We start from the raw sequence: 13,710 nt of genomic DNA on the forward strand, positions 1-13,710 counted from the left end.
CAATCGGGACAAATGACCAGTGATGACGCGATAAAAGGGGAAAAATCTCTTAACAAGGGGAACACTCATGACTCGTGATATGCGCCTACGCGACCGGATTGATGCCGGCACCTATGTGGATCAGGCCAATATGCGCGATGCGCTGGTGGCTCTGGCCGCTCTGTCCGAGGCGGATCGCTCCGCCATCTGTGCCTCGGCCACCCAATTGGTGAAAGACATCCGTGGCCATTCCTCGCCCGGCTTGATGGAAGTGTTCCTCGCCGAATATGGCCTATCGACCGACGAAGGCGTGGCCCTCATGTGCCTCGCAGAAGCGCTCTTGCGGGTGCCGGATGCGGACACCATCGATGCGCTCATCGAAGACAAGATCGCCCCCTCCGATTGGGGTAAGCACATGGGCAAATCAACCTCCTCTCTGGTCAATGCCTCCACTTGGGCGCTGATGCTGACGGGCAAGGTTCTGGACGAGGAAAAGAGCCCCGTCGGCGCGCTGCGTGGGGCCATCAAACGGCTGGGCGAGCCGGTGATCCGCACCGCCGTGGGCCGCGCCATGAAGGAAATGGGCCGTCAGTTCGTTCTGGGGGAGACCATCGAGAGTGCGATGAAACGCGCGTCGAGCATGGAAGCCAAGGGTTATACCTATTCCTACGACATGCTGGGCGAGGCTGCGCGTACCGAGGCAGACGCCTCGCGCTATCACCTGGCCTATTCCCGCGCGATTTCGGCCATTGCCAGCGCCTGCACCAGCACCGACATCCGCGAAAACCCCGGCATCTCGGTCAAACTCTCGGCGCTGCATCCACGCTACGAGATCGCCAAGGAAGAGTCCGTCATGCAACAGCTGGTGCCGCGTCTGAAGGCACTGGCGCTTCTGGCCAAGGCGGCCAAGATGGGGCTCAACATCGACGCCGAAGAAGCTGATCGCCTGTCGCTGTCGCTCGAAGTGATCGAAGAAGTGATCTCTGACCCCGCGCTCAAGGGTTGGGACGGTTTTGGCGTGGTGGTGCAGGCTTATGGGCCCCGCACCGGGCTTGCGATTGATGCCCTTTATGAGATGGCCGAAAAATACGACCGCCGCTTTATGGTTCGCCTGGTGAAAGGCGCCTATTGGGACACCGAGATCAAGCGCGCTCAGGTTGAAGGCATGGACGGTTTCCCGGTCTTCACCTCCAAGGCGCTGACGGATGTGTCCTACATCGCCAATGCACGCAAACTCCTGTCGCGCACCGATCGGATCTATCCGCAGTTTGCCACCCACAACGCCCACACCGTCAGCGCCATTCTGCATATGGCCGAAGAAGGTCAGGCCTATGAGTTCCAGCGCTTGCACGGCATGGGCGAGACCCTGCACCAGATGGTGATGGACCAGAACAAAACCCGCTGCCGGATCTACGCGCCAGTGGGCGCGCATCGCGATCTTCTGGCCTATCTGGTGCGTCGCCTGCTTGAAAACGGTGCGAACTCTTCTTTTGTGAACCAGATCGTTGATGAGGACGTCCCACCGCAAGTGGTGGCAGCTGATCCGTTCCAGGAGGTCGATGACCTGACAACCGATATCCCCACCGGCCCCAATCTGTTCCAGCCCGAGCGCATCAACTCCAAAGGGTTTGATCTGCGTCACGCTCCAACCTTGGCCGCAATCGAGAAGGCCCGCGCCCCCTTCCGGGAGGCCACCTGGCACGCGGTTCCGCTGATCGCGGGCGAAGCACAGCCCGAGGCCCGCGTTGCGGTCACAAACCCAAGCGATCTCAGTGAAATCGGCAGCGTGTCTCAATCCAGTGCCGAAGACGTGGAACTGGCGCTTGCCTCGGCCAACACCTGGGACGCCCCCGCTGAGGAGCGCGCCGCCGCACTGAACAAGGCGGCTGACCTCTATGAGGCGCATTACGGCGAGCTCTTTGCGCTCTTGGCCCGTGAGGCCGGCAAAACCCAGATGGATGCCGTCGCAGAGCTGCGCGAAGCGGTGGACTTCCTGCGCTATTATGCCTCCCGCATCCCGGATGCAGCGCCAGCGGGTATCTTCACCTGCATCTCACCCTGGAACTTCCCGCTCGCGATCTTCACCGGGCAGGTTTCGGCTGCGCTTGCCACCGGCAATGCGGTGCTGGCAAAACCTGCGGACCAGACCCCGCTGGTGGCCTTCCGCGCCGTGGAACTGCTGCATGAGGCAGGTGTTCCACGCGATGTGCTGCAGTTCCTCCCCGGGCGCGGCTCCAAGGTTGGCGCAGCCATCACGGGTGATGCACGCATCAACGGCGTTGCGTTTACCGGCTCCACCGCAACCGCCATGCGGATCCGCTCGGCCATGGCCGAGCATTGCGCCCCCGGCACGCCTCTCATTGCAGAGACAGGCGGTCTAAATGCGATGATCGTCGATTCAACCGCGCTGCCCGAACAGGCGGTGCAGGCCGTGGTCGAAAGCGCGTTTCAGTCTGCAGGCCAGCGTTGCTCGGCGCTGCGCTGCCTCTACCTGCAGGAGGACGTGGCCGAAGACGTGCTGACGATGCTCAAAGGCGCGATGGAGCTCCTTGATCTGGATGATCCCTGGCATCTTGCGACCGACAGCGGCCCAGTGATCGACGAAGGATCGCGCGCCAAGATCCTCGCCCATATCGACGAGGCCCGCGCTGAGGGGCGCGTCCTGAAGGAAATGCAGGCGCCACAGAGCGGCACCTTTGTGGCGCCGACAATGATTTCGATCAACGGGATTAGCGACCTCAAGGAAGAGATCTTTGGCCCCGTGCTGCATGTCGCCACCTTCAAATCGCGCGAGCTTGATGCCGTGATCGACGCGATCAACGCCACGGGCTATGGGCTGACCTTCGGCCTGCAGACAAGGATCGATGACCGCGTGCAGCACGTCTGCGACCGCATCCACGCGGGCAACATCTATGTGAACCGCAACCAGATCGGCGCTATTGTCGGCAGCCAACCCTTTGGGGGCGAAGGCCTTTCCGGCACTGGTCCCAAAGCAGGCGGCCCGAACTACCTGGCCCGTTTCTGTGCTCCGGATCGCCGCCAGGTTGACGCCGCATGGAAAGACACCATGGGCGAGATCCCCGCGGCACGCGGCCAAGCCGGACATCCCGAAACCACCTCCCTGCCCGGCCCCACAGGTGAATCAAACCGCCTCACGGTCTCGGCACGCCCGCCACTTCTCTGTGCGGGCCCCGGCGCCGAGGCCGTCTCTGAACAGGCCAAACTGGTCGCGTCTCTGGGCGGCATCGCCATCGAGGCCGACGGCATGGTGGACCTGCACCGGCTGGCGCATATGGATGGGATCTCTGGCGTTCTATGGTGGGGCGATGCGGACACGGGGCGCGAGATCGAACAGAGCCTCGCCAAGCGTGAGGGACCGATTGTGCCGCTCATTCCCGGCGCGCCGGATCGCGCGCGGGTGCTCGCTGAACGCCATGTCTGTGTCGACACCACGGCAGCCGGGGGCAACGCAGCCCTTCTGGGCGGCAACGCCTGATCTGACAACGATGCGCTGCCCGGCCTCTGCGCCGGGCGGCACTTCTGCCCAAGCCTTTCATTTCGCTTGACCTCCCTGCGCCGACGCCCCAGCTTCAGCGCATGTTTCCTCTGCGTGATCACAACCCCTCCGGCCGAACGCCTTATGTCGTCTACCTGCTGATGGCGGCCAATATTTTGGGCTTTCTCTGGTATTCCACCAGCTTTCCCACCGACAGGAGCCTTGCGCTTTTTTACGCCAGCTTCGCCACGGTCCCACGAGAGATCACGATGGGAGAAGGAACACTCACGCTGCTCACCTCCATGTTCATCCACGGCGGGTTCATGCATCTGGCGGGCAACATGCTGTTTCTGTGGATCTTTGGCGACAACATGGAAGACGAAATGGGCCACCTGCCGTTTCTCGCCTTCTATCTCATCTGCGGGGTGGGAGCGACGTTGGCTCATGTCTGGTCCGCGCCGCTCTCGATGGTGCCACTGGTGGGAGCCTCCGGGGCAATTGCGGGCGTCATGGGCGGCTACCTTCTGATGTTTCCAAAGGCCCGCGTCGATATTCTCATCATCCTGATCATCTTCTTTCGCATCATCCCGATCCCCGCCTTCATCATGCTAGGGCTCTGGCTTGCGATGCAGTTCTTTGGTGGCCTCAACGCCGATCCGAACCTGGGCGGTGTCGCCTATTGGGCGCATGCTGGTGGTTTCTTTGTCGGCCTTGCCCTGACCGTGCCGCTCTGGATCATACGCGGGGGGCCACGGTTCTGGTCACGCACTCAGGGCCATCCACCGCATCCAGAAACCAGCTATAGCGCCAGCCGCATTCCCCGCGTCCCCCGCCGCAACACACCGCCTCGCAGCGGCCCTTGGGGCAAGTAACCCACTGCCCCCAAAGGAGCATCCCATGGAAACGCATACTGCCAGCTGCCATTGTGGCGCCGTCGAAATTTCAGCCCGCTTCCCAAACGGTCTCGCCTCAGCCAGCCGCTGCGACTGCTCCTTCTGCCTGCGCCGGGGCGCAGCCGCTGTCACAGCCACCACAGAGAGCCTGAAGATCCTGCGCGGTGCCGAAAACCTCAGCCTCTACACTTGGGGCACCCACACGGCCCAACACCACTTTTGCAAGACCTGCGGCATCTACGTCTATCACCAGCGCCGCTCCAACCCAGCCGAGTGCGGCGTAAACCTTGGCTGCATCGACACCGGAAACCCGCGCACCCACGCCGAGACCTACGGCGAGATCCCCTGGCACGATGGCGTCAATCACCCCTCCGACATTGATGGTGATTGACCATCCACTGCCTTCTTCTAACTCCAAATATCCCCGCCGGAGGCATCCGGGAGCGCTCTCAATCCGAAACGGTGCGGATCGTGCAAAAACAAAAATACCCCGGCGCGCCCATCGGCGACCGGGGTGTGAGGCTTTCACTGCACATCTGAAATCTGCAGGGTCTCGGACAGCTTAGCCGCGGATCACCTTGGTGAAATTCTCAAAAATCGGTTCATTCGCGCAGATTACCTCGCCGCTTTCGATGATCGACTCGCTGGGATCCAGCGCTTCGCACAGACCACCGGCTTCCTTGACGATGATAATCCCGGCGGCCAGGTCCCAGGCGTTAAGGCGACGTTCCCAGAACCCCTCGTACCGGCCAGCGGCCACATAGGCCATGTCGAGCGCGGCTGCACCCCAGCGGCGCACCCCGGCACAGGCAGGCATCAGGCGGGCCAGATCCTGCAGGGTCTCCGGCAAATCGGCACGACCGGCAAACGGCAGGCCGGTGGCAAAGATCGACTCGATCATGCGGTGGCGCGCAGACACCCGGATACGGGTCTCGTTCATCCAGGCCCCCGCGCCTTTTTCGGCAAAGAACATCTCGTCCTTGGCCGCGTCATAGACCACACCGGCGACAATCTTGCCTTTGTGTTCAAGCGCAATAGAGACGGCCCAATGCGGCAGGCCATGCAGGAAGTTGGTGGTGCCATCGAGCGGGTCCACAATCCAGCGACGGGTCGGATCTTCACCCGGGATTTCGCCACCCTCTTCGGCCAGCCAGCCGTAGGTCGGACGCGCCCCCAAGAGTTCGTCCTTCAGGATCTTTTCGGCGGCAATGTCGGCGCGGCTGACAAAATCGCCAGCCCCCTTGGTGGAGACTTGAAGGTTTTCCACCTCGCGGAAATCTTTCACCAAAGAGCGGCCTGCCTTGCGAGCGGCCTTGATCATCACATTGAGATTTGCGCTACCAATCATTGTACGAGCTGTCCTTGCGGGGGAGATGTCGGTCAAAGGGTGCCCATACACGGGCTGTGCGCAGTTGCCAAGGGGGCGAGCCCCTTTGCGGTTAAGTTTCAGCCATGCACCCAGTGCATAAGAGCCGCTACCCCCACCTTGTGCGGGCCCTGAGCCTCCATTGGACCAACGCCCACCACCCTAGACCTGCTGCAACTTGCGCGCCTCGACACGGGCCAGACGGATCAGCTCCTGCATGAACGGTTTGCTTTCGTCCTCGCTGCGGATCGCTGCATAAAGCCGGCGGGTGATGCCCTGTTTTGTCAGCGGGCGCGTCACATAATCCGAGGAATACTTCACCTCGCGCACAACCCAGTCAGGCAACACCGAGACCCCGCGGTTGGAGGCCACCAACAACAAGATCACCGCCGTCAGTTCGACCTTCCTGATGCTCGCAGGCTCCACGCCCGCCGGGATCAAGAGCTGACTGAACACATCAAGACGGGTGCGCTCTACGGGATAGGTAATGAGGGTCTGACCACGAAAATCCTCGGCTTCTACATAGGGCTTTGCGGCAAGCGCGTGCTGGGCAGAGGCGACAAACACGGGATTGTAATCAAAGAGTTCAATAAAGGAGACCCCCGGCATGTCCTCTGGGTCGGAGGTCACCACCAGATCCACCTCTTCGCGCATCAACGCGGGCATGGCCTCGAACGCGAGGCCTGGACGGATGTCCACATCCACATCCCCCCAGCTTTTGCGAAAGCCCTCCAGAACCGGAAACAGCCATTCAAAACAGGCGTGGCATTCAATTGCGATGTGCAGACGCCCCGCCTCGCCTTCGCGCAGGGCGGCAAATTCTGCTTGCGCAGCCTCAACTTGCGGCAGGATCTGCTCTGCCAACCGCAACAGCCGCAGACCCGCCGCAGAGAGCTTCATCGGTTTTGAGCGGCGCAAAAACAGCTCTACCCCCGCCTGCTCTTCAAGCCCCTTGATCTGATGACTGAGCGCGCTCTGGGTGATGTTGAGCTGATCCGCCGCCCGCGCCAGCCCACCGGCCTCGTGGATCGCCTTGATGGTCCGAAGATGACGAAACTCGATGTGCATACTGCGATCTGCCTCATGTTGTTCTTGAGAAATATGAATTTGATTCACTGATAGCTCTCATGTGAAAAGGGGTCAAACCTGAAGCGACACATATGTCGCAAAACACGACATTCCGAGCCCGCCGTGAAACGCGCGCCGCCTCCGAGGAGCACCGACAGTGACCACGCCCGAGATTTCCTTTGAATTCTTCCCGCCCAAGAACCTCGAAGCCTCTTTTCGGCTTTGGGACACGGTGCAGTCACTGGCGCCGCTGGCGCCCCGTTTTGTCTCTGTGACCTATGGCGCGGGCGGCACCACCCGCGAGCTGACCCGCGATGCGGTGACGACCCTGCACAAGAATTCCGGCCTCAAGGTGGCTGCACATTTGACCTGTGTTTCTGCGACACGACAGGAAACACTTGATATCGCAGACCAATATGCAGCAGCCGGGATAACCGACATCGTGGCCCTGCGCGGTGACCCGCCCAAGGAAGAAGGTCGTTTCACGCCGACCGCGGACGGGTTCAACTCTTCGGTGGAGCTGATTGAGGCGCTCGCCGCAACCGGCAAGTTCAACCTGCGCGTTGGCGCCTACCCCGAGAGCCATCCGGAAGCCGCCAGCCAAGCGGCCAATGTAGAATGGCTCAAGCGCAAGCTTGATGCCGGTGCCGATGAGGCGCTCACGCAGTTCTTCTTTGAGGCCGAGAGCTTCTTTCGGTTCCGCGACGCCTGCGCCAAGGCGGGCATCGACACTGACAAGATCACGCCCGGCATCCTGCCAATTGAAAACTGGAAGGGCGTGCGTCGTTTTGCAGAGGCCTGCGGCACCACGATCCCGGCTTGGCTGGACGAGGCGTTCGAGAAAGCAGACCGCGACGATCGATGCGATCTCCTCGCCACAGCATTGTGCAGCGAGCTCTGCACGGAACTCCTGGATGGCGGAGTCAAGAAGCTGCATTTCTACACACTGAACCGCCCTGAACTTACCCGCGATGTGTGTCACGCGCTCGGTGTGAAATCCAAGGCACGCCTTCAGAACGTCGCGTAACGCTTGTTACGCCTGCGGCGCCCTCCTAACGTTTGTGAAATGCATTCAGGAGGACGCCATGGCCGTCGCGGAAACACCTTCTGATCTGTTGCCGATCGAAAAGGTCGCCCAGATCTCCGGTCTCGACTTCATGACGGCCATCCTTGAAGGCCGCCTACCCGGTCCGCCGATCGGGGAAACCCTCGGCTTTAGCCTCAAGAGTGTGGAGCCCGGGCGCGTGGTGTTTCGCGGCGCACCTGAATTCAATGTCACCAACCCGATGGGCACGGTGCATGGGGGTTGGTACGGCACGCTTCTTGACAGCGCCATGGCCTGCGCGGTGATGACGCGGGTACCCAAGGGATCCGTCTACACAACGCTTGAATTCAAGATCAACATTCTGCGCTCGATTCCGCTTGGCATGTCCATCGACTGCTGGGGCGAGATCGACCACGTCGGGCGCACGACCGGGATCGCACATGGCGAAATCCGTGGTGTAGAAGATGGCAAGCTCTATGCAACAGGATCAACCACCTGCATCGTGATGAAAGTCGCGCCCTGATGCGTCAGCCGAAAGCTCAGGAGGATTTGGCCAGGATCCAGTCCGAGATCGCGTCCAGCGCCCCCGGCGCATAAGCCCTTCGTCCCGCGAGCCCAAAGCGCGCATGCGCAAACCAAGACCACTCATCAAAGCTCTGATAGTTATATGTTTTCGCGCGCAGCAAGCCATGGGTGGCTTCTGGCCATAGCTGCAGATTGGTCTCAGCCGCCGCCGTCGCGCGCAGGCTTCGATAACGATCAAATTCCCGCACCGCGTCCACATTCAGATCCTGCGCGCCCCAGATTGCCATCAGGGGCAGTTCAAGGGCTGCAAGATCGGCGCTCGCATCGCTGTTGCGATTGATCTGAATAAAGCGCCAGCGCGCGGGTGTCATCCCCGCTGGCAGCGGCGACGGGGGAATATCATGGGCAAACAGGGTTTTGTCCTGCGCTGCGGACGTCTCCAGCGCCTGCGTAATCGCCGCGCGCGTGTAGCCCGCGCGTTCTAAGCGGACCCGCGTGTGATAGGCACCTTGCGCCTGCCATGAGACCGCAGGTCCCACCAAAACCAGAAAATCCGCAGCCTCCGGCTCAAGTTTGGGCAGCACCCAGCCTGCCTGCGAAAACCCAAGGGCACCGATGGGCACCTCCGCGATCTCTGCCTCAAGCTGCGCCAGCGCCACACGCACCTCAAGCGCACGATCCTGCATCGATTGTCGTTGCCAGTCGCCCTCCGACGCGCCAATGCCGGGCTTATCCCAGGCCGCAACCGCGATGCCGCGATCCAGGAGCGCGTTGATAAAAGGCGCATATCCGCCGCCCGCTGTGCGATCTTGAGCGCCATCGCCATGCACCAAGACCACCGCCGCCCGCAACGGCTCATCCGGCAGCCAGAGCGTCCCCGCGATCTGTCCCTCTAGGGTGCGAAACTCAAACGTGGTCTGAGCGCGTCGCTCCAGATCGTGATCGAGTAGCCGCCAGAACACAAACGCCCCAAGCAATGCAGCACAGAGCGCCGCGGCAATAAAAACTCTCGGCTTCAATTGAATGTAACCTTGTAAAAATCCATATCTCTCTGGACTTAGGGAGGGACGATGGCGAACTCAAACCAGATGGGCCAAAAAGTCTCGATTGAGGCCGGTATTCGCCCGGAGCATCGCGCCCAGGCAGCGCGTGGCTATTGGCAGGCCTTTGCACGCAAACTGCGCTACCCGCTGGGGCCCACTTCCAAGGCGGTGGCCTTTTTTGAACGCGTGATCGACCCGGAGCACGCCCTCAGCGCGGTTTCAGACACCGGCGATTTTCTCGGTGCGGCCGGGTTCAAGACGTCGAGTGGCAGTTTTATCGGCGGGCATTTCAACGATCTGAGCCGCGTCTATGGTTCCATTGGCGCAACCTGGCGCGGACTGTTGATCCACACGCTCGAACGCAACTGCGAAGAGGGCACACTGCTGATGGACGGGATTTTTGTTGAACCAGAGGCCCGCGGACTCGGGGTCGGCACCAAATTGCTGCACGCGCTAATGGACCGTGCCGAAAGCGCCGGATTGCAGCGCCTGCGCCTTGATGTCATCGACACCAATCCGCGTGCCCGAGCGCTCTATGAGCGCGAAGGCTTCGTCCCCGGCCGTGAGAAAAAGCTTGGTATTCTGGCGCCGCTTTTTGGGTTCTCGACGGCGACAGAAATGGTCAAAACGCTCCGGCCAGTACAGCTCTAGAACAGGCCTGCACTGCGGCGCCTAGAGGCGGGTTTGGCGCATAAAGATACCGAGCCACCCGGCTGTCTTGTTGGGCTTTTTTGCTATCTGAACACTGGGATGCACGCGCTCACTCGGGTCGAGACCGATCTTGCGTCGGCTGCGGATCAGAAAGATCTTGCCCCAGCCCGACCACGTGCCCACCGAAGGTGCATCGGGATCCACCGGAAAACGCATCCGCCAGTCCCGCGGCAGCGGCAGGCCCGACATCTCTGCGCGTTCCAGCATCCAGACCAACGACAGGTTGGCCAGCGGGCGGGCGGCGTCACATTCGCCAATCTGACCGCCAACATCGCCATGAGAGCCCCGAAACCAGACCTGCTCAAGCTGGCCTGAATAGTCTGGCGAGGTTTGCCACAGCACCGGTGCATAGGCTTCGCGCGTCTCGTCCATGGCCAACGCGTGATAGCCCGCCCGGACGTGATCCCCCAGTTTCTGATCATGGAACGCGTGTTGCACTTGCGACCAGCGCCACAGGATCGGTAGGCGAATGCCCAGCGCCTTTACGGTGTCCCAGGCTCCGACCATCTCAATCTGGATCTCCGGGTGGCAATGAGCGTTGCGAAAGGCTTGTCGTACCTCATGGCCGCTTCCCATCTGGTAGTGGCGATAGGCGGTGCGGATGTGGCGCACGGTGGCGTGTTCTGTTTTCACCAGCCCAACTGCGCCGAGCATGCCGGCAAGGGAACGCGCCGCGTAGGCGCCGCGCGAGTAGCCCAGAAGATAGATCTTGTCGCCGGGGCGATAGCGCGAGGCGAGATAGCCATAGGCGCTGCGGATCTTGCGGTTGATGCCGCGCCCAACCATCACATCGGCGGTCTTGCTCCAGGCGTTCCACTGCACGCCAGCCTCGTAATAAACAGAGACCCGCGGCCCCATTTCCTTGCAGAGCCGATAGGCCATTCCCGCATGGGTTTCACGCCCCGGTTCGAGTGTCGACATAGTGCCGTCAAGGATGATCACATGAGATTGCGGACCGCGCGAAGCGGTCTCTGACGAGTGCGCTGACAGCAGCCGACGCCGCCCGAACACTCCCAGAACTGATTTACTCAGCCGCTTGAGAAACATCCCTCATCAACTCCCAAAGTTTGACCGGCGTGAACGGCATATCCACCTGCCGGATGCCCTGATCCCAGAGCGCATCCTGAACCGCATTGGCCACTGCTGCGAGGGCCCCAACCGTGCCCGCCTCGCCGCAGCCCTTCATCCCCATCGGGTTCTGCGTCGATGGCACCGGCTCCGAGGTGAAATCCACCCAAGGCATATCTTCGGCGCGCGGCATCGCGTAGTCCATGAACGTTGCCGTGAGCAACTGGCCATCCGCGTCGTAGACCACATGTTCAAGCATTGCCTGCCCTAGCCCCTGAGCGACCCCGCCATGCACCTGACCTTCGGCCAGCATGGGGTTGATAAGATTTCCAAAATCATCAACCACCGTATAGCGGTCAACGCGGGCCTGCCCGGTTTCACGGTCGATCACGACCTCGGCGAGATGGGCCCCGTTGGGGAAGGAACGTCCCGGCAGTGATGCTTCGGCCTGATGGCGCAACAGGTCTACGCGCCCCTTTTTACGGGCCAGGTCAGCCGCCTCAAGCACAGTCGGGGTGAGATTGGACCCCGGCGCGCGGAAGGTCTCACCATCAAAGTCGACAGCCTCCTCATCCACGCCCATTTCTTCGGCAAGGAAGGGGGTGAAGGCGGCCACCATCTTGTCGACGGTGGCCAATGTGGCATTGGCCTGTGTGGTCACGGAACGAGAGCCGCCGGTACCGCCGCCCTTGGCGATGCGGTCACTGTCGCCCTGGACAACCGAAATGGCGCTGACGGGGATGCCGGTCTGGTCCGCAAGGAACGTCGCAAAGACAGTTTCATGCCCTTGACCGTTGCTTTGCGTACCCACATAGATGTTCACCCTGCCGTCCTCCAGAAACTCGACGTCTGCAGTCTCTGAAGGATCGCCCAAAATACTTTCGATATAGTAACAAAGGCCCGCGCCCCGGTAACGACCTTCTGCCGCGTCCTGCGCGCGCCGCGCCTCGAACCCGGCCAGATCCGATTCTTTGATGAGACGGTCGAGCACGAGGTTGAAATCCCCCACGTCATAGGTCTCATCGGTGACGGTCTTATAGGGAAACTTCTGCGGCGCGATGAAGTTCCTGCGCCTCAGTTCCATCGGATCAACGCCAAGATCGCGCGCCGCCCGGTCGATGACCCGCTCGAGCACATAAATCGCCTCGGGCCGCCCCGCCCCGCGATACGCATCCACCTGCGTGGTGTTGGTATAGATCCCATCCACTTCGAGCCACGCGGTCTGGATGTCGTAAACCCCTGCCAGCACCCGAGAAAACAGCTGGGTCTGAATGGGCTGGCCAAAATGAGAGTTATAGGCGCCGAGATTGCAATGCGTATGGACGCGGTAAGCGGTGATCTTCAGATCCGCGTCAAAGGCCAGTTCGGCCAGAGAGGTGAGATCCCGCCCGCCATTGTCGCTCAGCATGGCTTCGGTGCGATCCGACATCCAGCCCACGGGCCGCTCCAGCACCTTGGCTGCATAGGCGACGGAAAAATACTCCGGATAGGGCATTGCTTTCATGCCAAAGCCGCCGCCCACATCCGGCGTCACCACATGTACATCTTCGGCGGGGAGATGCATTTTCTTGGCCAACTGCTCCTTCATGGACCAGACGCCCTGCCCGCCATAGTAAAAATGCATGCGCCCATCCTGCCAGGTGGCGTGACAGCCGCGCGGCTCCATCGCGTTGACGATGATGCGGTTGTCGTCGACCTGCAGGCTGACCGTATGAGCGGCAGTTTCAAAGGCCGCATCGGTTGCAGCCTTGTCGCCAAGCCCCCAGTTGAAGGCGCGATTCTGAGGTGCCTCGGGATGAATCTCTGCGCCGCCTGCGGCCAGATCTAGCTTTACGTCGAGATCCTCGTAGTCAAACTCGATCAATTCGGCGGCGTCACGCGCCTGATCCATGGTGTCGGCGATGACCACGGCCACGGGCTCCCCGACATAGCGCACGCGGTGCCCTGCCAGCACCGGCCGTTCGGGAGCTGCAGCCTTGCTGCCGTCGATATTCTTGACCAAAGCACCATCAAGCGTGGCCTCAATCCCCGCATCAACCAGATCGGCCTGCGTAATCACCAGATGCACGCCGTCGGCTGCGCGCGCATCATCGACATTGAGCGTGGTGATCTCGCCATGCGCGACGGGGCTGCGAAACACATAGGCCCGCAATGCCCCCGCAGGCATGGTATCCTCGATGTAGCGCCCCTGTCCGGTCAGCAGACGCTGGTCCTCCACCCGTGCGAGCGGCTGGCTCTTCCCAAATTTTTCGACCCGTTGGTTCATCGGATGGCTCCCTTTGCCTGCGCTCAGCTTGGGCGGAGCCTACTGTGCGCGACAGGCTTGTCCAGTGATCCCGCGCCCGTGGTGTAAGAAATTTCTGCCTTCTGGCGCCGTCGAAGGCACTCAAGGTCGTACCCACCATTTGAGGAATTGCGCTGCGCGAGGCGCATCGCGGTGGCGCAGGCGCCGTGCCCTTTTGCTTTGACCTTCAAAGCTGAAAATGCTCGCCGGTCTCAAACCCAACGTAAGTTGC

General features: G+C 61.3%; 11 protein-coding genes. 6 read left to right on the forward strand and 5 right to left on the reverse strand.

Going from position 1 to position 13,710, the window contains the following annotated elements; translation table 11 throughout:
• Positions 1–67 precede the first annotated feature (67 nt).
• The 3 genes from putA to ACZ1HH_RS07710 all read left to right on the forward strand — a co-directional run bounded on the left by putA (position 68) and on the right by ACZ1HH_RS07710 (position 4,759).
• Positions 68–3,475, forward strand: a complete 3,408-nt coding sequence (putA, locus tag ACZ1HH_RS07700) for a bifunctional proline dehydrogenase/L-glutamate gamma-semialdehyde dehydrogenase PutA (protein WP_487320230.1) — start codon at positions 68–70, stop codon at positions 3,473–3,475.
• A 101-nt stretch (positions 3,476–3,576) separates the two neighbouring features.
• On the forward strand, positions 3,577–4,347 hold the full coding sequence (locus ACZ1HH_RS07705; protein WP_472636302.1) for a rhomboid family intramembrane serine protease: 771 nt from the start codon (positions 3,577–3,579) through the stop codon (positions 4,345–4,347).
• Positions 4,348–4,372: 25 nt separating this feature from the next.
• Positions 4,373–4,759: a GFA family protein gene (locus ACZ1HH_RS07710; protein WP_472636303.1), complete on the forward strand. Its 387-nt coding sequence runs from the start codon at positions 4,373–4,375 to the stop codon at positions 4,757–4,759.
• Positions 4,760–4,930: 171 nt separating this feature from the next.
• On the opposite strand, the gene ACZ1HH_RS07715 is transcribed toward ACZ1HH_RS07710, so the two are convergent.
• Positions 4,931–5,716 (reverse strand): inositol monophosphatase family protein, encoded by a 786-nt coding sequence (locus ACZ1HH_RS07715; RefSeq protein WP_011539026.1) that lies wholly within the window; start codon positions 5,714–5,716, stop codon positions 4,931–4,933.
• A gap of 180 nt (positions 5,717–5,896) precedes the next feature.
• Positions 5,897–6,802 (reverse strand): LysR family transcriptional regulator, encoded by a 906-nt coding sequence (locus ACZ1HH_RS07720; protein ID WP_416368609.1) that lies wholly within the window; start codon positions 6,800–6,802, stop codon positions 5,897–5,899.
• A gap of 157 nt (positions 6,803–6,959) precedes the next feature.
• On the opposite strand from ACZ1HH_RS07720, the gene metF reads away from it, so the two are divergent.
• Together metF and ACZ1HH_RS07730 are read left to right on the forward strand one after the other, a co-directional pair.
• Positions 6,960–7,829 (forward strand): methylenetetrahydrofolate reductase [NAD(P)H], encoded by an 870-nt coding sequence (gene metF / locus ACZ1HH_RS07725; protein WP_011539028.1) that lies wholly within the window; start codon positions 6,960–6,962, stop codon positions 7,827–7,829.
• Between the two features lie 58 nt (positions 7,830–7,887).
• Entirely contained in the window at positions 7,888–8,370 is a 483-nt protein-coding gene (locus ACZ1HH_RS07730; protein ID WP_011539029.1) for a PaaI family thioesterase, read from the forward strand.
• Between the two features lie 16 nt (positions 8,371–8,386).
• Here ACZ1HH_RS07730 and ACZ1HH_RS07735 read toward each other — a convergent pair whose 3' ends face one another.
• Positions 8,387–9,391: an alpha/beta hydrolase gene (locus ACZ1HH_RS07735; protein WP_472636304.1), complete on the reverse strand. Its 1,005-nt coding sequence runs from the start codon at positions 9,389–9,391 to the stop codon at positions 8,387–8,389.
• 51 nt (positions 9,392–9,442) lie between these two features.
• Between ACZ1HH_RS07735 and ACZ1HH_RS07740 the strand changes: the two genes are divergently transcribed.
• Positions 9,443–10,066, forward strand: coding sequence for a GNAT family N-acetyltransferase (locus ACZ1HH_RS07740; RefSeq protein ID WP_487320231.1), 624 nt, complete (start codon positions 9,443–9,445; stop codon positions 10,064–10,066).
• A gap of 21 nt (positions 10,067–10,087) precedes the next feature.
• Here the strand turns inward: ACZ1HH_RS07740 and ACZ1HH_RS07745 are convergent, their stop codons facing one another.
• Both ACZ1HH_RS07745 and ACZ1HH_RS07750 read right to left on the reverse strand, forming a co-directional pair.
• Complete coding sequence (locus ACZ1HH_RS07745; RefSeq protein WP_011539032.1) at positions 10,088–11,173, reverse strand: T6SS phospholipase effector Tle1-like catalytic domain-containing protein; 1,086 nt, start codon at positions 11,171–11,173, stop codon at positions 10,088–10,090.
• Complete coding sequence (locus ACZ1HH_RS07750) at positions 11,151–13,460, reverse strand: xanthine dehydrogenase family protein molybdopterin-binding subunit (RefSeq protein WP_472636306.1); 2,310 nt, start codon at positions 13,458–13,460, stop codon at positions 11,151–11,153. The genes ACZ1HH_RS07745 and ACZ1HH_RS07750 overlap by 23 nt, the downstream gene beginning before the upstream one ends.
• Positions 13,461–13,710 lie beyond the last annotated feature (250 nt).

The sequence above is a fragment of the Epibacterium sp. HA2-3 genome (genome assembly GCF_055693725.2).

Excerpts from the sequence above, each read along its gene's own strand:
- ACZ1HH_RS07715 (WP_011539026.1), bottom strand. The coding sequence starts at position 5,716 with ATGATTGGTAGCGCAAATCTCAATGTGATGATCAAGGCCGCTCGCAAG.
- ACZ1HH_RS07710 (WP_472636303.1), top strand. The coding sequence starts at position 4,373 with ATGGAAACGCATACTGCCAGCTGCCATTGTGGCGCCGTCGAAATTTCA.
- putA (WP_487320230.1), top strand. The coding sequence starts at position 68 with ATGACTCGTGATATGCGCCTACGCGACCGGATTGATGCCGGCACCTAT.
- ACZ1HH_RS07730 (WP_011539029.1), top strand. The coding sequence starts at position 7,888 with ATGGCCGTCGCGGAAACACCTTCTGATCTGTTGCCGATCGAAAAGGTC.
- ACZ1HH_RS07720 (WP_416368609.1), bottom strand. The coding sequence starts at position 6,802 with ATGCACATCGAGTTTCGTCATCTTCGGACCATCAAGGCGATCCACGAG.
- ACZ1HH_RS07705 (WP_472636302.1), top strand. The coding sequence starts at position 3,577 with ATGTTTCCTCTGCGTGATCACAACCCCTCCGGCCGAACGCCTTATGTC.
- ACZ1HH_RS07745 (WP_011539032.1), bottom strand. The coding sequence starts at position 11,173 with ATGTTTCTCAAGCGGCTGAGTAAATCAGTTCTGGGAGTGTTCGGGCGG.
- ACZ1HH_RS07750 (WP_472636306.1), bottom strand. The coding sequence starts at position 13,460 with ATGAACCAACGGGTCGAAAAATTTGGGAAGAGCCAGCCGCTCGCACGG.
- ACZ1HH_RS07740 (WP_487320231.1), top strand. The coding sequence starts at position 9,443 with ATGGCGAACTCAAACCAGATGGGCCAAAAAGTCTCGATTGAGGCCGGT.